Raw genomic sequence first — 21,821 nt, 5'->3', positions numbered from 1 at the left:
AACAGGTTTCAGTGTACACGTGTAAGCTGAAAGATCCAGCGTCAATCATGCCGTGATAAACGTTCGGCAGAAAGGGTTAAAGGTGAAGGCAGGCGATGTCACAGAGGGGAGGAATAAAAAAGGCCGGATAACCGGCCTGGTGAATCAGTAGAACGAGTGCTCACCGCGCTGATGCTCGGTCAGGTCACGCACGCCTTTCAGCTCTGGGAAAGCGGCCAGCATCTCTTTCTCGATGCCTTCTTTCAGGGTCACATCAACCATGGAACAGCCGTTACAGCCGCCACCAAATTGCAGGATAGCAAAGCCTTCATCGGTAATTTCCATCAGGGAAACTTTACCGCCGTGGCTGGCCAGCTGTGGGTTGATCTGTGCCTGTAACAGGTACTCAACGCGCTCCATTAATGGGGCATCGTCGTTAACTTTACGCATTTTGGCATTCGGCGCTTTCAGCGTCAGCTGCGAACCCAGATTGTCGGTAACAAAGTCGATTTCAGCATCTTCAAGATACGGGGCGCTCAGGGCGTCAACGTAAGCCGAGAGAAGAGGGAACTTCAGTTCCGTATCGGTCGCTTCAACAGCGTCAGGCGGACAGTAAGAAACACCGCACTCGGCGGTTGGCGTACCCGGGTTAATCACGAATACACGAATTTGGGTGCCATCTTCCTGCTTTGACAGCAGTTTTGCGAAGTGCTCTTGTGCAGAGTCGGTAATTAGGATCATGGCGATTGCTCAATAGTTGACTAATTTCGTTGGTTATAATACGCCCATCACCGACGCTCTACAAGGTTCGGCACAGGCACCAGATCTGTACGCTGGCGGCGCCGTGGGCCAGCAGAAGGCGGCTGATCTCGGCGGCGGTGCTGCCAGTGGTCACCACATCATCCAGCAGACTGATATGCAGACCGCGCACTTCCCTTTCAAGGCGGAAGGCACCACGCAAATTTTTGCGCCGCGCCACCGCGCCCAGGGTGTGTTGGATATGTCCGGCCCGGATGCGCGTGACGGCGCGGGGCAGATACTGACATGGCACCCGACGGGCCAGCCAGTGCGCCATGTCCTCCAGTTGATTATAGCCCCGCTGCCAGGCACGGCGGTGATGCAGTGGCACCGTTAACAGCAGGTCCGGTCGGCGCAGCCCGGTTTCACGCCGCTGCATTAACCAGCATAGCAGCATCAGCCGCGCCAGCATTACCGCATGTGCGGTGGCGCGATAAAACTTCAGCTGGTTCACCAGCCGGTCCAGCGGAGGCTGCCAGGGGGTAACGCGCACCAGGTGCTGCCACGGTGGCGGGCGGCGCAGGCAGCGACCACAGACCGTTTTCTTCATCTGGCTGGGTAATCCACAGCGCGGGCAACAGGCTGGCTGCGTCAGAAGCTGGCGCAGACAGACGCTGCACAGGCCGTGCTGTGAGTAACGGAGTGGCATCAGGCATAGCCAACAGCCCGCTGGCATTGGTAGCATGGCGACCTCACAATAAAAAACAGGACCATAACCCATGAGTACGCTTCACCGGGAGACTATTGGCCACGGCGATCGCCATCTTGTGCTGCTGCACGGATGGGGTCTGAACGCCGGGGTCTGGCATTGCATCAGCCGTCGACTCAGCGCGCATTTTTGCCTGCACCTGGTGGATCTGCCCGGCTACGGTCACAGCCAGGGCTTTGCGCCGATGACGCTGAAGGCGATGGCGGCGGAGGTGGCCACCCGGGTACCGGCCGACGCTGTCTGGCTTGGCTGGTCGCTCGGAGGTCTGGTGGCCAGCCAGGTGGCGCTGGACTTCCCGCAGCAGGTGAAAGGGCTGATTAGCGTTGCATCCTCGCCGCGCTTCAGCGCAACGGAGGACTGGCCGGGCATCAAACCCGATACGCTGGCCAATTTTCAGCAGCAACTGAGTGAGGATTTCCAGCGTACGGTGGAACGTTTCCTGGCGCTGCAAACCCTGGGGACTGACAGCGCCAGGCAGGATGCCCGCGCGCTGAAGAGCGTGGTATTTGAACGTCCGGTTCCGACAGTGGACGTGCTGAACGGGGGGCTGGAAATACTGAAGACCGCCGATCTTCGTCAGGATATGGCCGCGCTGGCGATGCCCTTCCTGCGGCTATATGGTGCGCTGGACGGACTGGTGCCGCGCCGCATTGTCCCGCTGCTGGATGCCAGTTGGCCGGACAGCCACAGTCATGTTATCGACAAGGCGGCCCATGCGCCGTTTATCTCTCACCCGGAGGCGTTCTCTCAGCGAATTATTGATTTTAGCGCTGAGGTGTGGCCCTGAAATAAGGCCAGCGTGCCGGGGCATGCGTCATGCCATTTCAGATTACTTTTTGCAACAATTCACCACGTTGCCGCTTTTTCCCGCCGGGACAATAATAACAGTGGTCGTATTTTTACGGCCTGCATCAACTGGAAATATTGCCCTAAGGAGAGGAAATTGTATGAAAAAGCTAATCACTGTCTCTGCCCTGCTGTTAACCACTTTTGCCGTGTTTACCGCTGGCGCAGCCGAGCAAATTACGCGTGAAAAAGCGCAGGAGATGAAGCTGGAGAAAATCGGAACGGTAACGACAAACTCCACAAACGACCCCATGGATGCTAACGCCCGCTTATCGAAAAAGGCCGATGAGAAGGGGGGGAAATACTACGTGATCGTCGCAGCCCAACAGGGTAATCGCGATCACGCGCTGGCTGAAGTGTATAAGTAAGAGGGTTACCTGCTCACCCCGCGGGTGGGCAGGTTCAGATTTTCAGCCAGTGAAAAGCCCAGGGTTCCAGCCGCAGTGACTGCGTACCATCAATACGATCGCCACTGGCTATATCACGGTACCAGCGCGGCTCCGGCAGCATCATGCTGACCGCTTTACTGCTCAGATTAAACACACACCACAATGACTCCTGTTCCTCCCTGGCCTGACGTTTCAGCACCAGCAGCGAATTATCGCTGTCGATGATCTTCATCGGATTATCCGGATGGAAGGCGGGCTGGCGGGTACGCAGCTGGATGAGTTGACTGAGGGCGAAATAGACCCGCTGCCGCAGTGAATCTTTTTCCGCCAGTGCCGCTTCAATCTCGCTGACAGCATATTTCTGCCGGTTAATCGCACGATTGTGTCCGGCGGCTTTGACGCCGTCCATATCATTACGTGAACCCAGGATACTTTGAATATAGACCGCCGGAACGCCTGGAAAGGCCAGCAGCAGCGCATGGGCCAGCAGGAAACGACGCAGGCGGGTCTCATCATCATCGACCTTCTGATTCAGCGCATCCATATAGGTGACGTTAATTTCATACGGACTGGTGCTGCCATCCGGGTTGTTTTTATAGGAAACCAGTGCGCCCTCCATCGCCAGGTCTCGCACCAGCGAGACGATCTCGGTTTCCGGCAGGATCCCGCGCAGTGGATTGAGACCAATTCCGTCATGAGAAGCCAGGAAGTTAAAGAAGGTGGTGGATCCGCTGCCGCCGTCGAGCGAGGAGGCCCACTGGCGCAATGCGCGCGATGAGCCGTAGTGAATAGCGTGCAGCACCAGCGGGGGCAGCGAAAACTGATAAACCATCTGGGCTTCATCACGCCCGTTGCCAAAGTAGCTGATGTTATCTTTATGCGGCACATTCGTTTCAGTCAGCACCACGGTCCCTGGCGCCACCTCATTGGCAATAGCGCGAAACAGCTTGACCAACTGATGCGTCTTTTCCAGATGGATACAGGGGGTGCCGGGGGTTTTCCACATATAGCCCACGGCATCCAGACGGATGTAATCCGCCCCCTTTTTCAGGTAATCCAGCAGGACGTTCACCATGGCGATGAGCACCTCCGGATTAGCGAAATTAAGGTCAATCTGATCGGCGCTAAAGGTGCTCCAGATAAAACGGGTTTCACCACTGGCCATGTCGAACGGCGTCAGCAACGGCGATGTCCGGGGCCGGGTCACCGCACTCAGATCGGTGGTGGGGGGCATACTGATAAAGAAATCATCCCAGCCCGGATCCTGCGCCAGATAGTGCCTGAACCAGGCGCTTTCGGCTGACATGTGGTTACAGACAAAATCGAACATCAGCCGCGTAAGCTGGCGCAAATCGGCAATCTCCTGCCAGCCTCCGCACACGGGATTAACCTGGTGATAATCAATCACCGAGAAGCCATCATCGGAAGAGTACGGGAAGAAAGGCAGCAGATGCACCAGGTTGAAGCTGGATGCGAGGTGTTGCTGCCAGAAGCGGGAGAAGGTCGTCAGGGTTGGCGTATTTTCAGCATGAAACTGATCGGCATAGGTGATCAGCACCACGTCTTTTTCGTCCCAGTGCGGTTTACGCGGATGACAAACTGCCCCGCGTGCATCGGCAATCAGCGTATGCAGCCGCTGCAGGCACGATGGCGGGAAAGAGTAGTCGTAGATTTTATCTATTAAGTTATTGATAATATCCATTATTATTTTTCTGGCCACCGCGAGTGAAAATTCAGGCGTTATTTTTCACTGTAGACGCTGATCAAAAAAACACAACTCCTCGCGCGACGTTTCGCCTTCGTGCGTAAGCGCATCAGTGACAGCGGCCATTTTTTTCACAGGATGTGCAGCCGTGGGAAATATTTTTCACCGGGATCAGTGCTGGTGGCATTTTCACGCGGCGCAGGGCGGCCAGCAGCAGCGCGTTGAACAGCAGCACGATGGCAATAATCAGGCTGCTGCTGCCCGGATGCTGTCGGAAGCTGGAAACCTGATAAAACAGGGCTGCCAGGGAATACGCCAGATCCAGCCCCCACAGAATGGAGAACATCATCCAGCGGCTGCTGCTTTCACGGGCAATGGCCCCCATCACCGAAACGCAGGGCACGTACAGCAGCACAAAAATCAGATAGCTGTAGGCGGCGGCGTCACTGACGAACTTACTGTGCATTGTCCCCATGGCTCCGCTGGCCATTTCGGCGTCGCCTTTACTGGCCTCGATCGGATTGGCGAGAACGCTGAGGCTGAAGGTGGCTTTAATGCCCTGCCAGGTTTCCGCTACAGCGTCATACAGCTGTCCGCTCAGGCTGAACTGGCTGGCGTCAAAGGGCTGCTGCTGCAGCGCTTCAGCGGTGTACAGGGTGTTAAGCGTACCTACCACCACCTCTTTGGCCATCGCTCCGGTCAGCAGGCCAACGGTGGCCTGCCAGTTATCATTGTGCACGCCAATGGGGGCCAGCAGCGGGGTCAGTGTTCGGCTGACGCTGGCCAGAGCGGAATCATTCAGGTGACTGACCGCCTGACCGCTAAAAGAAAAGCTGTTCAGCGCGCCGATCAGCATACTAACCATCACGATTACTTTCCCGGCGCGCAGCACAAAGCCGCGCAGACGCTGCCAGGTCTGCAGCAGCAGACTTTTCGCGTGCGGCATATGCCACAGCGGCAGTTCCATCACAAACGGGCTGGCCTCCCCGCGCATCAGCGTATGTTTGAGTAACAGACCGGTGGCAATGGCCGCGCAGATGCCCAGCAGATAGAGACTGAACACCACCAGCGCCCCGCCCTGGCCGAAGAAGGCCGCCGCGAAGACAGCAAAGATTGCCAGCCGGGCCCCGCAGGAGATAAACGGGGCCATCAGCACCGTGATAAGGCGTTCACGCGGGGCATCCAGCGTGCGTGCGCCCATGACTGACGGCACGTTACAGCCGAAGCCGACGATCAGCGGCACAAAGGATTTACCCGGCAGCCCCAGTGCCTGCATCAACCGATCCATCACAAAGGCGGCGCGAGCCATATAACCAGAGTCTTCCAGCAGGGAGAGAAACAGATACATCATGCCAATCTGCGGCACCAGCGGCATGACGGTATTGATCCCTCCGCCTATGCCCTGAGCCAGAAACAGCGTCAGCCACACCGGCATATGCAAGGTTACGCCCAGCCACTGCGTGCCCTGAATAAAGAGGGCCGCAGAGCCGAGGTCGAACAAAGGCTGCAGCGCCCCCCCCAGGTTGATAGCAAGAAAGAACATCAGATACATCACCAGCAGAAAGACCGGCAGGCCGAGCCAGCGGTTCAGAGTTAGCTGATCCAGGCGCTGACTGAGTACCGCCCGGATGCCTGCCTCATGGATCACCCGGTGGCACAGTGATTCGATGAACTGATAGCGGCTGCTGACGATAGTCTGCGCGGCGTCCTCCTCCAGCGTTGACTTCAGTGCCGGCAGCAACGCGGCGGCTGCGGGCATCTGCTGCTGGCTGGCGATATCGCCTTCCAGCATCTGCAGAGCCAGCCAGCGTTTCTTCTGCGGTGTCGTGGAGGCTGGCATCGCGGCTATCAATGCATCCATCACGGGTTGCAGCGATGGCGGATAAGGCACGGCCAGCGGGGTGTGCTCAGGCATCTCACGATCGATAGTATTCTTCAGGCGATCAATGCCGCGCCCGCGTGTAGAGACCATCGGCACCACCGGGCAGCCCAGTGCCTGCTCCAGAATGCTGAGATCCATCCTGGTCTGCTGGCTTTCAATAATATCCAGCATATTCAGCACGATAATACAGGATTGCCCCATCTCCAGTAGTTGCAGGGTCAGGTAGAGGTTACGCTCAAGATTACTGGCATCCACGACGTTAATCACCAGGTCGGCTTCGCCCTCCAGCAGATACTGACAGGCAATCTGTTCATCCAGCGAGGCCTGCGCAGACAGGGTGGTGAGGGAGTAGCAACCGGGAAGATCCACCAGTCGCACCTGATGTTCTGCCGTGCTGAACTGCCCCTCTTTGCGTTCGACGGTCACTCCGGCCCAGTTACCCACCCGCTGACGTGAGCCGGTCAGCTGATTAAACAGGGTGGTTTTCCCCACGTTCGGATTGCCCGTCAGTGCAATAGTGCAGGTTTTCATGCGAGATCTCCCACCGGGTTAACCGCTTCCAGCTGCAGCAGGGAGAGGTCTTTTTTACGCAACATCAGACTGATGCGGCGCGTTTCGATATGCAAAGGATCGCCCAGTGGCGCCACGCGGATCAGCTGAAAAGTGGAGCCGGGTAACAGACCCAGCGCCATTAACTTCTGACGAAATGCCGGATTGATAGCGGGTGAAAAGCCGGCGATACGGTAGAACTGCTGTGGGATCAGTTGCATGGTAGGTGCCTGTATGCTGCGTGAAGAAAAAGACACTGAGAATTTTAATGAGAGTGATTATTGCTCACATTGATATGGAGCAACTTATAGCGCAGGGAGAGGGACAAGATTGAGGAAAAAGGGCGGGCCCGCAGGCCCGCTGTCAGCATCAGCTTTTTTTGCCAAATGCAGCGGCGAGGGCATCGCCCATCGCACTGTTACCCGCTGGCTGGGCAGCAGGGCGTTTGGGGCTGGTTTTTGCCGGTCGGGCGTTGTCGCGACCGCTGGCGGCATGATTGCCACCGCCGCGGCGTGCGCTGGTTTCACCCGGCTGTTCGTCAAGGCGCATGGTCAGCGCAATACGTTTACGCGGTAAATCCACTTCCATCACCTTCACTTTCACCACATCACCGGCTTTCACCACTTTGTGCGGATCGTCGACAAACTTATCGGACAGCGACGAGATATGCACCAGGCCGTCCTGATGAACGCCGATATCAACGAAGGCACCAAAGTTTGTCACATTGGTCACGGAGCCTTCCAGCACCATGCCTGGCAGCAGATCATTCATGGTGTCGACACCCTCAGCAAACTGCGCCGTTTTAAACTCCGGACGCGGGTCGCGGCCCGGTTTTTCCAGCTCTTTGATGATATCGCTGACTGTCGGAACGCCAAAGCGTTCGTCGGTAAAATCAACGGCTCTCAGGCTGCGTAATTCCGTCGGGTTCCCCATCAGGTCGTTAAGCGCCTGTTCGGTGGCCGCGAGGATACGCTCTACCACCGGATAGGCTTCCGGGTGCACCGTGGAGGCATCCAGCGGATTATCCCCCTGAGTGATACGCAGGAACCCGGCACACTGTTCAAACGCCTTTGGCCCCAGGCGACCGACTTTCAGCAGTTGCTGGCGGTTCTGGAAGCGGCCATTTTCGTCACGCCAGGCAACAATATTCTGGGCGATCATCTTGCTCAGACCCGCCACGCGCGTCAGCAGCGGTACGGACGCGGTATTGAGATCCACACCGACGCCGTTAACGCAGTCTTCCACCACGGCATCCAGCTTTTTCGCCAGTTGGCTCTGGCTGACGTCATGCTGGTACTGGCCCACGCCGATGGATTTCGGGTCGATCTTCACCAGCTCGGAAAGCGGATCCTGCAGGCGACGGGCGATTGACACTGCGCCGCGCAGGGAGACATCCAGCCCCGGGAACTCCAGCGCTGCCAGCTCGGAGGCGGAATAGACCGAGGCTCCGGCTTCGCTGACGATGACTTTCTGGCCCTGCACCTGCGGGAACTGTTTCTGCACTTCCAGATAGAAACGCTCAGTTTCGCGTGAAGCGGTGCCGTTACCGATAGCGACCAGCTCAACCTGATGTCGGGTACAGAGCGCAGCGACAGCGGCGGCGGCTTTTGCTGTCTGTCCGGTATGGGGATAGATCGTGTCGGTAGCGACCAGCTTGCCGGTCGCATCAACGACCGCGACTTTCACCCCGGTACGCAGGCCGGGATCGAGGCCCATAGTGGCACGCATGCCCGCCGGGGCGGCCATCAGCAGGTCGTGCAGATTACGGGCGAAGACGTTGATCGCCTCATCTTCGGCGCGCTCGCGTACCGTGCCCATCAGCTCGGTTTCGAGGTGCAGTAACACTTTGATACGCCAGGTCCAGCTGACTACGGCCTTACGCCACGTATCTGCCGGGGCATTGTTCAGGCGCAGATTGAGGTGCTCGGTGATGATCTGCTCACCGTGGCTTTCGCGCGGCGGTTCGTCAAACTGCGGGTCGGCATTCAGCGCAAGCTGTAATATGCCTTCGTTGCGGCCCCGGAACATGGCCAGCGCGCGGTGGGAAGGCACCGTAGCTAATGCTTCGTGATGATCAAAATAGTCACGGAATTTTGCACCTTCTTCCTCTTTGCCCTCAATAACCCGGGCGACGAGATGCGCATTTTTCCACAGGTAGTCGCGGACTTTGGCCAGCAGACCGGCATCTTCGGCAAAACGCTCCATCAGGATATAGCGGGCACCGTCCAGCGCGGCTTTGGTATCCGCAACGCCTTTATCGGCATCAATATAGCCGGCTGCCAGCTGTTCAGGGTCGTGAGAAGGTTCCTGCCACAGCGTTTCTGCCAGCGGTTGCAGACCGGCTTCAATTGCGATCTGCCCACGCGTGCGGCGTTTCTGCTTGTAGGGCAGATAGAGGTCTTCTAGCTCTGTTTTACTCAACGTGGCGTTGATGGCAGCAGCCAGTTCGTCGGTCAGTTTTCCCTGATCGGTAATGGATTTCAGAATGGACTGGCGGCGGTCGGCAAGCTCACGCAGGTAACCCAGGCGTGTTTCAAGCTGACGCAGCTGGGTATCATCCAGTCCACCGGTCACTTCCTTTCGATAACGTGCGATAAACGGCACGGTGTTTCCTTCATCCAGCAGGCGAACAGCGGCTTCAACCTGTTCTGCTCTGGCCTGCAGCTCACTTGCAATCAGTTGGCTCAGTGAATCATTCATCATGGTTAGGATACTTTTTAGCGGAATAAATTGGCAACAGTTATACGGATTGCCGCCGGAGAATGCCAGTTGTCGGACGGTCTGCGGCACGGCAACGGCGTGATTAGGATTCTTTTACATAGCTGATCTCGTTGACGTACCACAGCGCCTCGCCTGCCGGGGTCTGCACAATCGCGGCATCGCCTGTTTCTTTTTTCAGCAGGGCACGCGCCATCGGCGAGTCAATCGAGATATAGTCGTTACGCCCAAAAATTTCGTCGTAGCCGACGATGCGAAAACGTTTCACATCGCCATCGTCGTTTTCTACTTCCACCCATGCACCGAAAAAAACTTTGCCATCCTGCTGAGGGGAATAGTCGACGATGCGTAGCTGTTCCAGGCACTTGGTGAGGTAGCGCACGCGACGATCGATTTCACGCAGACGCTTTTTATTGTACTGATAGTCGGCGTTTTCGCTGCGGTCACCCAGGCTGGCTGCCCAGGTCACTTTTTTCGTCACTTCGGGGCGCTCTTCACGCCAGAGAAAGTCCAGCTCTTGCTTGAGCCGGTTGTAGCCTTCGCGAGTGATCAGTTTGGTTTTCATTGTTGCGCCATTCTTCGTCGAGATATGGAGACTATTTTGTTGTGCTACGTTGCAGGATGCAAATCCGTTGTTCCGAATTATTCCATGACGTTACTGCTTGTTTGCCATGATAAATACCGATACTAATGGGCGGTGTTTAGCGTGTTTTGATGAGGCAAATTAAAGATAAGCTGCTGTTTAATATGCTTTGTAACAATTTCGGCTACAATATAAACCATTATTGACTGTTACATTCAGGCATCTTTTTTGAAAATACAGGCTCAGGCAATTGCGCCTTTGGGAGTGTCGAAATGCAAGAGAATTACAAAATCCTGGTAGTAGATGATGATATGCGTTTGCGTGCCCTGCTGGAGCGATATCTGACTGAGCAGGGTTTCCAGGTGCGCAGCGTGGCCAACGCCGAGCAGATGGACCGACTGCTAACGCGTGAATCCTTCCATCTGATGGTGCTTGATCTGATGTTACCGGGGGAAGATGGCCTGTCTATTTGCCGCCGTCTGCGCAGCCAGAGCAACCCGATGCCAATTATCATGGTCACTGCAAAGGGTGAAGAAGTGGATCGCATCGTGGGTCTGGAAATTGGTGCGGATGACTATATTCCAAAACCGTTTAATCCGCGTGAACTGCTGGCCCGTATCCGTGCGGTGCTGCGCCGTCAGGCGAATGAGCTGCCGGGCGCACCTTCTCAGGAAGAAGCGGTTATTGCATTTGGTAAGTTCAAACTGAACCTGGGGACGCGTGAAATGTTCCGTGAAGACGAGCCAATGCCGTTGACCAGCGGTGAGTTCGCTGTCCTGAAAGCGCTGGTGAGCCACCCTCGTGAGCCGCTGTCCCGCGATAAGCTGATGAATCTGGCCCGTGGCCGTGAGTACAGCGCGATGGAGCGTTCTATTGACGTTCAGATCTCCCGCCTGCGCCGCATGGTTGAAGAGGATCCCGCTCACCCACGTTACATCCAGACCGTCTGGGGCCTGGGCTACGTCTTTGTGCCGGACGGCAGTAAAGCATGAGGCGATTCCGCTTCTCTCCCCGCAGTTCATTTGCCCGTACGTTACTGTTGATCGTTACCCTGCTGTTCGTCAGCCTGGTAACGACCTATCTGGTGGTGCTGAATTTTGCTATTTTGCCCAGCCTTCAACAGTTTAATAAAGTGCTGGCCTATGAAGTGCGCATGTTGATGACCGACCGGTTACAGCTGGAAGATGGTACGCAACTGGAAGTGCCACCCGCTTTCCGTCGTGAAATTTACCGTGAACTGGGCATCTCGCTGTATACCAATGCAGCGGCGGAAGAGAACGGATTACGCTGGGCGCAGCACTACCAGTTCCTCAGCCAGCAGATGGCGCAGCAGCTGGGCGGGCCAACCGATGTTCGCGTCGAAGTGAATAAGAATTCGCCGGTGGTGTGGCTGAAAACGTGGCTATCCCCGGATATCTGGGTGCGGGTGCCGCTGACAGAGATCCATCAGGGCGACTTCTCCCCGCTGTTCCGCTACACCCTGGCGATTATGCTACTCGCTATCGGAGGTGCCTGGCTGTTTATCCGTATTCAGAATCGCCCGCTGGTTGAGCTGGAGCATGCGGCGTTACAGGTGGGCAAAGGTATCATCCCCCCCCCGCTGCGTGAATACGGTGCTTCAGAAGTGCGCTCCGTCACGCGGGCATTTAATCAGATGGCTTCGGGTGTCAAACAGCTGGCCGATGACCGTACGCTGCTGATGGCCGGGGTCAGCCACGATTTAAGAACCCCTCTGACGCGCATTCGACTGGCGACGGAAATGATGTCAGAGCAGGACGGCTATCTGGCAGAATCAATTAATAAAGACATTGAAGAGTGTAATGCGATCATCGAGCAGTTTATTGACTATCTGCGTACCGGTCAGGAGATGCAGTTTGAACGCGCCGACCTGAACAGTGTGCTGGGTGAGGTGGTCGCTGCTGAAAGCGGATATGAGCGTGAAATCGAGAATGACGTCATGTCGGCCGAGCTGATGCTGGAGATAAACCCGTTGGCCATTAAACGCGCACTGGCCAATATGGTGGTCAATGCTGCACGCTATGGCAACGGCTGGATTAAAGTCAGCTCGGGGCATGAACTTAACCGGGCCTGGTTCCAGGTGGAGGATGATGGGCCTGGTATCGAACCTGACCAGCTTAAACACCTTTTCCAGCCGTTTGTACGTGGCGACAGCGCGCGCAGCACCAGTGGAACCGGTCTTGGACTGGCGATAGTGCAGCGGATTATTGACGCTCATCAGGGCGCGCTGGAGATTGGGAAAAGCGAGAAGGGTGGGCTGCTGATCCGTGCGTGGCTGCCCCTGCCTGCAGCCAGCCTTCCGACAGGGCCTGTTGGTCAGTCACAAAAATAAGGGTTGATCGAAATCATCAGGGGCGACACATCATCAGTGTCGTCCCGACAAGGATGCTGGTGTGGGGGCGACCCTCGTTCCTGGTCACCCCTCACTCGCGTTACAGTTCAGGCCCGGCTTTCACCAGTGCAGCACCCGCTTCGGTGTCGGTAAACTTATCAAAGTTGGTGATAAAACGCTGCGCCAGATCCCGCGCTTTAACTTCCCATGCGGCTTCATTCACATAGGTATTTCGTGGGTCAAGCAGTGCGCTGTCGACACCCGGCAGGCTCAACGGAATTTCCAGATTAAAGATCGGCAGGGTTATCGTTTCAGCATGGCCAATGTCGCCGCTGAGAATCGCGTTGATAATGGCCCGCGTGTCTTTCAGGGAAATACGCTTACCGCTGCCGTTCCAGCCGGTATTGACCAGCCAGGCTTCTGCACCGGCAGCTTTCATCCGTTTAACGAGGACTTCGGCGTACTGTGTAGGATGCAGCATCAGGAATGCTGCGCCAAAGCAGGCGGAGAAGGTCGGGGTCGGTTCTGTTACACCACGCTCGGTACCCGCCAGCTTGGCGGTAAAACCTGACAGGAAATGATACTGGGTCTGATCGGCCGTCAGGTGCGATACCGGTGGCAGTACGCCGAAGGCATCAGCCGTCAGGAAAATGACCTTTTTCGCATGCCCGGCTTTAGAGATCGGCTTAACGATGTTATCGATATGGTAAATCGGGTAAGAGACACGGGTATTCTCTGTTTTGCTACCGTCATCAAAGTCAACGGATCCGTCACTGCGTACCACCACGTTTTCCAGCAGGGCATCCGGGCGGATAGCATGATAGATCTCCGGTTCCGCTTTTTCCGACAGCTTAATGGTTTTCGCGTAGCACCCCCCTTCGAAGTTAAATACGCCATCATCATCCCAGCCGTGCTCATCATCACCAATCAACTGGCGTTGAGGATCGGTGGATAGCGTGGTTTTTCCGGTGCCAGACAGACCAAAGAAGACGGCCACATCGCCTTTTTCCCCTACGTTAGCTGAGCAATGCATAGAGGCGATACCCTTCAGCGGCAGCAGGTAGTTCATTACCGAGAACAGCCCTTTTTTCATCTCGCCACCGTACCAGGTCCCCCCGATAAGCTGCATATTTTCCGTCAGGTTAAAGGCGACGAAATTTTCGGAGTGCAGCCCCTGCTTTTGCCAGTCGGGGTTAGTGCATTTGGCGCCGTTCATCACTACGAAATCAGGAACGAAATTTTTCAGGCTCTCTTCATCCGGGCGAATAAACATATTTTTTACGAAGTGTGCCTGCCAGGCGACTTCTGTAATAAAACGGACGCTCAGGCGAGAGTCCGGGTTGGCCCCGCACCAGGCATCCACGACAAACAGACGTTTGCCTGATAATTGCTTTGTGACAAGGGATTTTAGTGACTGCCAGGTGTCCTGTGAGAGGGGCTGGTTATCATTTTTTCCTTTGCCCTGGTCGTTCCACCACAATGTGTCGCGAGTTGTTTCATCACGTACCAGATATTTATCTTTCGGAGAACGGCCGGTGAAAATCCCGGTATCCACCGCCACTGCGCCAGACTGAGTGACGATACCGCGTTCAAATCCGCTTAAACCGGGCTGGGTTTCTTCCCTGAAAAGAGCTTCATAGCCAGGGTTATGAACCACTTCAACCGTATCAGTGATGCCATAAGCGACAAGGTCCTGCGGGGTCAGGTCGTTAGTGCGCATGTTACTGCTCCTTTGTCGGTTTTTGTACTACATCAAATTTTAGGGGGATGTCATTGGGACTGCCGTGATTCCCCGCAACGTCCGTATCAGGGCCGGGGGATGCCACGATCGCGCGCAGTTTACACCTGTCAGCAGGTAGCGAAAGGGTGAGAAAGGAAAAATGAGAAGCGGCGCTTGGTTCAGTGAAATGTACCTGCACCTGTTGCATTCATAGTGCTGGTTCGGTGCGTTTTGGTAGTGATATATATTATCCTGGCAGGGTTTGAGCGGTGAAAAACTCGGCATTTTGCGACAGGAGTATCGCATTGTTTTTCAGGGGGAAGGCGGGTAAAACGACGGGCATGGGGATGATTCTTCAAAAAAGGCCGGATAGTATCCGGCCCGGTGAAATTAATGAACCTGTTTGTCACCCTCGGAAGAATCATTGCGTATTGCTGCGATATCCACTGCATCATAAACATAATGATTGCCACAATAATCACAGTGCATATCGATGTTGCCATCTTCCTGCAGGATCTGATCCACTTCTTCTTCCGGCAGCGTGCGAAGAACCTCGCCACAGCGTTCACGGGAGCAGGTGCATTTGAACACCACATTCTGCGGATCAAAGAGCGTCACTTCTTCCTGGTGGTAGAGGCGCCACAGTACGTCATTGGCGGGCAGACCCAACAGCTCTTCCGTTTTGATCGTGTCGGTCAGCGTAGCAAGATGATTAAACTCATCCAGGCTGGCGTCCTGGGCGGGCAGTACCTGTAGCAGGATCCCGGCGGCCCCCATCTGTGACTCGCTGGTACCAGTTCGGATGAACAGGCGGGTTGGCAGCTGCTCTGAACGCATAAAATAATCTTCCAGACAGGCGGCAAGTGTGTCGCCCTCCAGTCCGACCACACCCTGATAACGCTCACCTTCTTTCGGTGAAATGGTGATCACAAGATAGCCATTACCGACCATCTCTTTCAGGCTGCTGCCGTCAGCAATCTCGCCCTGCATTCGCGCCACGCCACGCATTTCCTGATGATTATTGCCGTTGATGACCGCCATATTCAGCGGGCCGTCACCCTGTAGTTGAACGGTGATGTCACCCTCAAATTTCAGCGTAGCGGTCAGCAGGCTGGTAGCGACCAGCAGTTCACCGAGCACCTGTTGCACAGGCTGCGGGTAGTCATGGCCATTAATCATTTCCTGCCAGGTTTGCGAGACAGTGACCAGTTCGCCACGCACAGCATGATTTTCAAACAGGTAACGGTGCATCTGGTCTTGCTGGGTCATAGTATTTCTCTCAAATTTGGCGTTACTCATCGCCAGAATGTTTAAATTTCATCAGGTCACGGCGTTCCTTTTTATCAGGGCGCCGGTCAGGGTGCGGCATGGTAAGCGCGTTCATTTTGCGCGCCAGGGCGACCTTTTCCCGCTTCTCAATGCTTTCAGCCGTTTCACGATAGAGCTGTTGTGCAACTGTGGCCGGGCCACGCTTGTCGCTTATTGCTTCAATGACTATGGTGCGCTGATCGTTACCCTGGCGAAGCGTCAGCTCGGCGGCCACTTCGACCTGTTTGCTGGGTTTACTGCGTTGGCCGTTATAGTGGACTTTACCCCCTTCCACCATTTCACGGGCATCAGCGCGGGTTTTATAGAAGCGTGCGGCCCAGAGCCATTTATCGAGCCGGACCCCTTCTGAGGGTTTCTCTTTCATCGCTGCTCCTTATGGGGATAACCCTATATAAGGGCCTTCCCAAACGCTTTCAAGTCATCGGAGGGAGGGGCCCGGGATTATTTCGGGTAAGAAGAGTACCACTGTTAAAAATAGTACAGATCCGTCGGCTCAGAAAATGGGCCGCACGGTCTGGATGTCGCTTAACGAGTGGTTAAAGCATTTTTCATAATACTGATGGATCTCCTGCGTACGCAGGCGATTGCGGTGAATACGGCGGAGTGCCAGCAGGGTGTTGACGACCACGCACACGGCGAGTATCAGCAGCAGCAGACTGGTGGCCACGTAGTGCATCAGCGTAATGGTGTCCGGCTCGCTGTGCAGGGCAATATGGCGTGTGCCATTGGCGTCTGTGGTAATGCTGGTAATAATACCGCTGGCTTCAAATGGAGTATGCAGCAGCATACCCGCCAGCCGCTGTAATTCTGGCCACTGTTCCGGCGCATTATAATCAAACAACGAGGCGGCCGGAGCCGGCTGGTTTACCAGCTGGCGCCCCTCATCGCTGAAGATCAGGAATCCACCCGGAGGTGGACTGTTTAACGCCTCAGCAGCACGACGTGTTTCGCGATAGAAGAAGGAGGACGTCGCGGTATTAACCAGATTTTCCAGCGCCTGTGCACTGACCGGACGCAGCAGCACATTCATGCCATTGAGTGCGCCCGAGTTGGCGCGGTGAACCAGTGTTTGCCAGTCTTTGGCATTCCCCAGATTGACCAGCGCATTTTTAAGACGTACGCAATCCTGCTCCTGGTTACACAGTTCCTGCGTTCTTTGTACGATATCTGAAAAGTCATCCAGCAGGATCATGCCGGATTTCTGAATGGCCGTGGCCAGCTGCGGGTTCAGCTTGGGGTCGGTGCTGTTTTGCGGATGGAGTTGCAGATTCGTGGTATCCAGCAGCGCCGTGGCTTTATCAATAATGTCGGACTGCGGCAGGGGCAACGGCTCGGCGTTATTCCAGTACATAGCCGAACAGTCGAAAGGCATAAAGGCATAGCTGCGATTGCCCTGATAGGTGGCCGGGATCGAACACATCCCGGTGCCTTTGACTTTGAGGCTGTCACCCACATGCAGCGGAGATTTTTCTAATTCGCTGACATGAGTAAATTGCAGACTTTCCGTGCCTTTAATCCACGCAATGCTTAACTTCAGCGGCATACTCAGCGGGATCCAGACCGTCAGCAACACCAGAACAAAGAGTGACCCGGCAGCCAGCACGACGTTTTTACGCCAGCGCTGCAGCGGGAAATTACGCACTTCATCCTCAAGGGAGAGAAAACGCCCCTGGCGAACCACCTGACGGTTGAGGTAAATATCAACTTCAGTGGTCTGCCCCAGATCCTGGCTGACATAGTTCTGCCAGTGCGCAGGGTAAATTAAATCAATGATGCCAAGGGAGATATTGCTGATCTGACCCTGATTGGACTCACCAAACAGACCCCAGCGCTTAGGGGCGCCGCGCAGGCAGTGAATTTCACGCAGGTCTTTATCCGTCGGACGGCGATACAGCATCCAGAGGCTGAACAGGACCATTACGGCACCTGCCAGCACCAGCCACGGCATCAGGACCAGCGGCCCCACCAGGCTGATGAAGAACAACAGCATGGCCGTGACGATAAGGACAGCTTCGCGCGTGCCATCCGGACGGCTTAGGGCATACTCTTCCTTGCTCTCTTTACGCACTTTAAGGAGTTCAATGTTCTCCCCCTCTTCTTTGCGTATTGAGGCATTCTGCCCGGCGGCACGTACCATGGGTGCCAGTGCAGGCGATTCCCAGCTGTACTGGGTAAGGGAGTGCCCATTCAGGGAAATGACCAGCGGAATGGTTTGCGTTTTAATCAGCTCAACATAGTTCTCTTCCGCAATGTACTGCTCCCACAACGGTGGCAGATGAACTTCTACTGAATCCAGATAGTAGCGCCATTTATGGGGTTCATCGGTAGAGAGGCCATAGCGGGTAATAGATCGGGTAACGGGGTAAACATTATTGCTTTGCGACGTGAGAACCAGTTGCTCGGGGGTATTGCTGGCACCGGTGGGCAGTGTGTCACGGCGATTTTTCGCCAGTATCGAGACGTAACGCTCTACCGCTGTGCGCTCTTCGTCGCTCAGTTTCCGGTAGGGGGGACTGATGAATGGCAGTGGTTTCGCCAACGGCGGGCGATGCCGCATAGCGTACCAAAAGAAACAACCTGCCGTCACCGAACAGGCCAGCATTACAGCCAATATGATGACTATTGTGCTCATGCTCCCCTCATTCCTGCCACGATGCCCCTGTCGTTGATCCCGCTTGAGATGCTGATCATATTAACCCGAATGTGGCGAGCTATGACAGTGCTGGCAGTCCACTGTGTGATTAAAAATAGTGCTAAAAATCATAAAATTAGAATAATTGTATAGCATGGCCAAAGCTGATGGTACCAGGCATTTATCGCCGGTGGTATCGGTATATTCCTAATTATTAGCAGGATAATTGACATTCTATAAAATATTTCTCTCATGTTTACAACGATTTGTTATAAATAGGTAAAATATTCTATGCGATGATTGGATTCCTGTAGCGGCTAACGCACAATGAACCATAACACGGTCTGTGCCTACTTTCGTAGGGGCGTGACGTTTACCTTTTCGGCTTTTCCGCTGGGGCCAGTATGACCAGACAATTACAGAAACCTACCATCCTCAGTGTTGAGGCAATTGCGCGCTCCAGACTGTTTACCGTTGAATCGGTTGATCTTGAGTTTAGTAACGGCGTGCGCCGCATCTATGAGCGCATGCGCTCTTCGGGCCGTGAAGCGGTGATGATCGTTCCGATCATTGATGACCATCTGATCCTGATTCAGGAGTATGCCGTCGGGCTTGAAAGTTATGAACTGGGTTTCCCTAAGGGACTGATTGACCCTGGTGAAACGCCTTTTGAGGCGGCCAACCGTGAACTTAAAGAGGAAGCCGGTTTTGGTGCGCATCAGTTGGAAACGCTGGGTAAATTAACTCTGGCTCCCTCTTATTTTTCCAGCAAGATGAATATCGTGGTGGCTGAAGGCCTCTATCCGGAGCAGTTGGAAGGTGATGAGCCTGAGCCCTTGCCGCAGCTACGCTGGCCCCTGAATAACCTGCTGGCGCTGCTGGATGAAGCTGATTTTTGCGAAGCGCGAAACGTCAGTGCGCTGTTTCTGGTCAGAGAGTGGCTGGTAAAGCAGGGCAGGTTGAGTTACTGAGTGGCGGAACAGGGGTTTTCCTGGGGTGCACTGATTAAAAAGGCCGGGCAATTGCCCGGCCTTTTTTATTGGTTGTCAGAATAACTCGTGGCTTTCGCCGTTATCCATCAACGTGGTGCCAACGTCGTGGACAGAATACTCAGTCGGCTGTGTGCCGTTGATAAAGTACTCTGCACGGGTGTTGCCCCCTCCGTTGGCCAGTTTGCCGGTGCTGCGGTCGATGTTCACCGTTACCACACCCTCAGGCGGCGTCAGCGGCTGTACCGGCACGCCATCCAGGGCGGCTTTCATGTAATCATCCCATGCGGGTTGTGCACTTTTAGCCCCGCCCTCGTAGCCAGAGATCTGATCTTTAATCGCCCCAGAGGCCGTCGTACGCCCCAGGTCGCGGCGGTGATCATCAAAGCCAATCCAGACGGACGTCACCACGCCAGGCCCGTAGCCTGAGAACCACGCGTCTTTCGAGCTGTTAGTGGTCCCTGTTTTGCCGCCAATATCATTACGCTTCAGATCGCGGCCGGCGCGCCAGCCGGTTCCCATCCAGCCCGGCTCCCCGAAGATATTCGAGTTCATGGCACTCTTGATCAGGAACGCCAGCGGCGTGTTAATCACATGCGGTGCATACTGCGGTTCTTCATCCTGGCGAACCTGCTGCCGTGTGACCTGTTCCAGCTGCGGCTGCGGTACAGCAACGTTCGTTCCCTCTGAAGAGACGGCTACGTTTTCCACGCTGTCTTCGCTCAGGGCTACCGCTTTCTTGGTTTCACCATAAATAACCGGCAGGTTGCATTCCGGGCAGGCCACTTTAGGCTTAACTTCGAACACATGATTGCCCTGCTCATCATCAATGCGCGTAATGAAGTACGGGTCAACGAGGAAGCCGCCGTTCGCCATCACCGAGTAGCCGCGAACCATCTGCAGCGGAGTGAAGGAGGCCGAGCCTAACGCCAGCGATTCGGTATGCACGATGTTCTCTGCCGGGAAGCCGAAACGCTGCAAATATTCTGCCGCATAATCGACGCCCATCGCGCGCATGGCGCGCACCATTACCACGTTTTTCGACTCTCCAAGCCCCTGACGCAGGCGAATAGGGCCGGCATAGGTGTTCGGTGAATTTTTCGGACGCCAGTCTGCGCCGGCCCCGGCATCCCAGCGGGAAATCGGTACGTCATTCAGGATGGAGGCCAGCGTCAGACCCCGATCCATCGCGGCGGTATACAGGAAGGGTTTAATATTGGAACCGACCTGACGTAGCGCCTGGGTGGCACGGTTAAACTTGCTCAGATTGAAATCGAAGCCGCCGACCAGCGCACGTACTGCACCATCATGTGGATCCAGTGACACCAGTGAGGAGTTAACATCCGGCACCTGTGCCAGCTGCCAGCCGTTATCGACTTTACGCACCCAGATTTGCTGCCCCGCCTGTAACACCTGGCTGACCGAACGCGGAGTGGCACCCTGTAACGTGTCCGATTTGAATGGCCGGGCCCAGCGAACGCTGTCCAGATCCAGTGCAACGGTGCTGCCATCACGCATGGTGGCGGTGGCTTCCCCGGTGGTGCTGGTGGTGACAACTGCCGGGAAGAGAGGGCCGTAAACCGGCAGCGACTTCAGCGTTTTCATAATCTCGCTGTGCCCCCAGGCCTGCTCACCGACTTTCCACAACACATTGGCAGGGCCACGGTAGCCGTGACGCATATCATAGGCAATCACGTTGTCCTGCACCGATTTCTGTGCCGCCAACTGAAGCTTCCGGGTCACTGTGGTGTACACCTTGTAACCATCGTTGTAGGCATTCTCACCGTACCGCTTGATCATCTCCTGGCGCACCATCTCGGTCAGATACGGTGCAGAAAAAGCGATTTTAGGAACGTGATAGTTAGCGACCAGAGGCGTATTCCGTGCCTCATTGTACTGGGCCTGAGTGATGTAGTTCTGATCGAGCATACGCGCCAGTACGGTATTACGACGCTGCACAGCACGATCGTGGGAATAGAGCGGGTTAAACGTTGACGGCGCTTTAGGCAGGCCGGCAATCATCGCAATTTCGCTTAGCGACAGCTCATCCACACGCTTGCCAAAGTAAACCTGCGCAGCCGCCCCCACGCCGTAAGCACGGTAGCCGAGGTAGATTTTGTTCAGATAGAGTTCAAGGATCTCATCTTTACTCATCATCTGCTCAATACGAATGGCGAGGAAAGCCTCCTTCACCTTACGGATTAGCGTGCGCTCGGGGCTGAGGAAGAAGTTACGTGCCAGCTGCTGCGTGATGGTACTGGCACCTTGTGAGGCATGGCCAGACACCAGGGCAACGCTGGCCGCACGGAAAATACCAATCGGGTCAACGCCGTGGTGCTCATAGAACCGGCTGTCTTCCGTCGCGATAAATGCCTTCACCATCAGCGGTGGGATTTGTTGCAGGGTGAGTGGAATACGGCGTTTTTCACCATACTGGGCGATAAGCTCGTTATCGGCACTGAAAACCTGCATCGGCGTCTGCAGACGCACATCTTTCAGCGTGGCGACATCCGGGAGCTGAGGCTCTATGTATTTGTATAAACCATAGATCGAGCCGGCTCCCAGCAAGATGCAACACACTGCAAGGATCAATAAATACTTTACGAACTTCACCTGATATTTCCCATTTAAAGTCGGTTGGGC

General features: G+C 55.3%; 17 protein-coding genes. 5 read left to right on the top strand and 12 right to left on the bottom strand.

The features are described from left to right. Positions 1 to 144: 144 nt before the first annotated feature. Both nfuA and gntX read right to left on the bottom strand, forming a co-directional pair. Positions 145 to 720: a Fe-S biogenesis protein NfuA gene (gene nfuA, locus EPE01S_RS17410; RefSeq protein WP_062747646.1), complete on the bottom strand. Its 576-nt coding sequence runs from the start codon at positions 718 to 720 to the stop codon at positions 145 to 147. A gap of 58 nt (positions 721 to 778) precedes the next feature. Continuing rightward, complete coding sequence (gene gntX / locus EPE01S_RS17405; protein WP_062747742.1) at positions 779 to 1,462, bottom strand: DNA utilization protein GntX; 684 nt, start codon at positions 1,460 to 1,462, stop codon at positions 779 to 781. 34 nt (positions 1,463 to 1,496) lie between these two features. Between gntX and bioH the strand changes: the two genes are divergently transcribed. Next, positions 1,497 to 2,273: a pimeloyl-ACP methyl ester esterase BioH gene (gene bioH / locus EPE01S_RS17400; RefSeq protein ID WP_062747644.1), complete on the top strand. Its 777-nt coding sequence runs from the start codon at positions 1,497 to 1,499 to the stop codon at positions 2,271 to 2,273. Between the two features lie 160 nt (positions 2,274 to 2,433). Beyond that, complete coding sequence (locus EPE01S_RS17395) at positions 2,434 to 2,700, top strand: YdgH/BhsA/McbA family protein (protein ID WP_062747642.1); 267 nt, start codon at positions 2,434 to 2,436, stop codon at positions 2,698 to 2,700. A 34-nt stretch (positions 2,701 to 2,734) separates the two neighbouring features. Here the strand turns inward: EPE01S_RS17395 and EPE01S_RS17390 are convergent, their stop codons facing one another. From EPE01S_RS17390 to greB, 5 genes are all read right to left on the bottom strand, one after another. Next, positions 2,735 to 4,423 carry an alpha-amylase family glycosyl hydrolase gene (locus tag EPE01S_RS17390; protein ID WP_062747640.1) on the bottom strand — a complete coding sequence of 563 codons (1,689 nt, stop codon included), beginning with the start codon at positions 4,421 to 4,423 and terminating at the stop codon, positions 2,735 to 2,737. 112 nt (positions 4,424 to 4,535) lie between these two features. Further along, the gene (gene feoB / locus EPE01S_RS17385) at positions 4,536 to 6,839 is read right to left on the bottom strand and encodes a Fe(2+) transporter permease subunit FeoB (protein WP_062747638.1); all 2,304 of its coding nucleotides are present in this window, start codon (positions 6,837 to 6,839) and stop codon (positions 4,536 to 4,538) included. Beyond that, complete coding sequence (feoA, locus tag EPE01S_RS17380) at positions 6,836 to 7,078, bottom strand: ferrous iron transporter A (protein ID WP_062747636.1); 243 nt, start codon at positions 7,076 to 7,078, stop codon at positions 6,836 to 6,838. Before feoA ends, feoB begins: the two co-directional genes overlap by 4 nt. A 148-nt stretch (positions 7,079 to 7,226) precedes the next feature. Continuing rightward, positions 7,227 to 9,560: a Tex family protein gene (locus tag EPE01S_RS17375; RefSeq protein WP_062747634.1), complete on the bottom strand. Its 2,334-nt coding sequence runs from the start codon at positions 9,558 to 9,560 to the stop codon at positions 7,227 to 7,229. Between the two features lie 100 nt (positions 9,561 to 9,660). Continuing rightward, a complete protein-coding gene (gene greB / locus EPE01S_RS17370; protein ID WP_062747632.1) occupies positions 9,661 to 10,140 on the bottom strand; it encodes a transcription elongation factor GreB in 480 nt (159 codons plus the stop codon). 290 nt (positions 10,141 to 10,430) lie between these two features. Between greB and ompR the strand changes: the two genes are divergently transcribed. Further along, positions 10,431 to 11,150 (top strand): osmolarity response regulator transcription factor OmpR, encoded by a 720-nt coding sequence (gene ompR / locus EPE01S_RS17365; RefSeq protein WP_001157751.1) that lies wholly within the window; start codon positions 10,431 to 10,433, stop codon positions 11,148 to 11,150. Further along, positions 11,147 to 12,508 (top strand): two-component system sensor histidine kinase EnvZ, encoded by a 1,362-nt coding sequence (gene envZ, locus EPE01S_RS17360; RefSeq protein ID WP_062747630.1) that lies wholly within the window; start codon positions 11,147 to 11,149, stop codon positions 12,506 to 12,508. The genes ompR and envZ overlap by 4 nt, the downstream gene beginning before the upstream one ends. Before the next feature lie 100 nt (positions 12,509 to 12,608). Here the strand turns inward: envZ and pckA are convergent, their stop codons facing one another. The 4 genes from pckA to EPE01S_RS17340 all read right to left on the bottom strand — a co-directional run bounded on the left by pckA (position 12,609) and on the right by EPE01S_RS17340 (position 18,189). Continuing rightward, positions 12,609 to 14,228, bottom strand: coding sequence for a phosphoenolpyruvate carboxykinase (ATP) (gene pckA, locus EPE01S_RS17355; RefSeq protein ID WP_062747628.1), 1,620 nt, complete (start codon positions 14,226 to 14,228; stop codon positions 12,609 to 12,611). A gap of 390 nt (positions 14,229 to 14,618) precedes the next feature. Beyond that, a complete protein-coding gene (hslO, locus tag EPE01S_RS17350) occupies positions 14,619 to 15,497 on the bottom strand; it encodes an Hsp33 family molecular chaperone HslO (RefSeq protein WP_062747740.1) in 879 nt (292 codons plus the stop codon). A gap of 22 nt (positions 15,498 to 15,519) precedes the next feature. Further along, positions 15,520 to 15,921 (bottom strand): ribosome-associated heat shock protein Hsp15, encoded by a 402-nt coding sequence (gene hslR, locus EPE01S_RS17345; protein ID WP_062747625.1) that lies wholly within the window; start codon positions 15,919 to 15,921, stop codon positions 15,520 to 15,522. A gap of 129 nt (positions 15,922 to 16,050) precedes the next feature. Continuing rightward, positions 16,051 to 18,189 carry an intracellular growth attenuator family protein gene (locus EPE01S_RS17340; protein ID WP_062747623.1) on the bottom strand — a complete coding sequence of 713 codons (2,139 nt, stop codon included), beginning with the start codon at positions 18,187 to 18,189 and terminating at the stop codon, positions 16,051 to 16,053. Positions 18,190 to 18,593: 404 nt separating this feature from the next. Here EPE01S_RS17340 and nudE point away from each other — a divergent pair, with 404 nt between their 5' ends. Next, positions 18,594 to 19,160: an ADP compounds hydrolase NudE gene (nudE, locus tag EPE01S_RS17335; RefSeq protein WP_062747621.1), complete on the top strand. Its 567-nt coding sequence runs from the start codon at positions 18,594 to 18,596 to the stop codon at positions 19,158 to 19,160. Positions 19,161 to 19,235: 75 nt separating this feature from the next. On the opposite strand, the gene mrcA is transcribed toward nudE, so the two are convergent. Next, positions 19,236 to 21,791, bottom strand: a complete 2,556-nt coding sequence (gene mrcA / locus EPE01S_RS17330) for a peptidoglycan glycosyltransferase/peptidoglycan DD-transpeptidase MrcA (protein WP_062747619.1) — start codon at positions 21,789 to 21,791, stop codon at positions 19,236 to 19,238. Between the last annotated feature and the right edge of the window lie 30 nt (positions 21,792 to 21,821).

The organism is Erwinia persicina NBRC 102418, from assembly GCF_001571305.1.
In the GTDB taxonomy this organism is placed as follows: Bacteria; Pseudomonadota; Gammaproteobacteria; order Enterobacterales; family Enterobacteriaceae; genus Erwinia; species Erwinia persicina.
Note: the sequence above shows the minus strand (reverse complement) of the source record. Positions and strands in the feature narration are given on the sequence as shown.

Coding starts and splice junctions, on each gene's coding strand:
- nfuA (WP_062747646.1), bottom strand. CDS start 720: ATGATCCTAATTACCGACTCTGCACAAGAGCACTTCGCAAAACTGCTG.
- gntX (WP_062747742.1), bottom strand. CDS start 1,462: ATGCTACCAATGCCAGCGGGCTGTTGGCTATGCCTGATGCCACTCCGT.
- bioH (WP_062747644.1), top strand. CDS start 1,497: ATGAGTACGCTTCACCGGGAGACTATTGGCCACGGCGATCGCCATCTT.
- EPE01S_RS17395 (WP_062747642.1), top strand. CDS start 2,434: ATGAAAAAGCTAATCACTGTCTCTGCCCTGCTGTTAACCACTTTTGCC.
- EPE01S_RS17390 (WP_062747640.1), bottom strand. CDS start 4,423: ATGGATATTATCAATAACTTAATAGATAAAATCTACGACTACTCTTTC.
- feoB (WP_062747638.1), bottom strand. CDS start 6,839: ATGAAAACCTGCACTATTGCACTGACGGGCAATCCGAACGTGGGGAAA.
- feoA (WP_062747636.1), bottom strand. CDS start 7,078: ATGCAACTGATCCCACAGCAGTTCTACCGTATCGCCGGCTTTTCACCC.
- EPE01S_RS17375 (WP_062747634.1), bottom strand. CDS start 9,560: ATGATGAATGATTCACTGAGCCAACTGATTGCAAGTGAGCTGCAGGCC.
- greB (WP_062747632.1), bottom strand. CDS start 10,140: ATGAAAACCAAACTGATCACTCGCGAAGGCTACAACCGGCTCAAGCAA.
- ompR (WP_001157751.1), top strand. CDS start 10,431: ATGCAAGAGAATTACAAAATCCTGGTAGTAGATGATGATATGCGTTTG.
- envZ (WP_062747630.1), top strand. CDS start 11,147: ATGAGGCGATTCCGCTTCTCTCCCCGCAGTTCATTTGCCCGTACGTTA.
- pckA (WP_062747628.1), bottom strand. CDS start 14,228: ATGCGCACTAACGACCTGACCCCGCAGGACCTTGTCGCTTATGGCATC.
- hslO (WP_062747740.1), bottom strand. CDS start 15,497: ATGACCCAGCAAGACCAGATGCACCGTTACCTGTTTGAAAATCATGCT.
- hslR (WP_062747625.1), bottom strand. CDS start 15,921: ATGAAAGAGAAACCCTCAGAAGGGGTCCGGCTCGATAAATGGCTCTGG.
- EPE01S_RS17340 (WP_062747623.1), bottom strand. CDS start 18,189: ATGAGCACAATAGTCATCATATTGGCTGTAATGCTGGCCTGTTCGGTG.
- nudE (WP_062747621.1), top strand. CDS start 18,594: ATGACCAGACAATTACAGAAACCTACCATCCTCAGTGTTGAGGCAATT.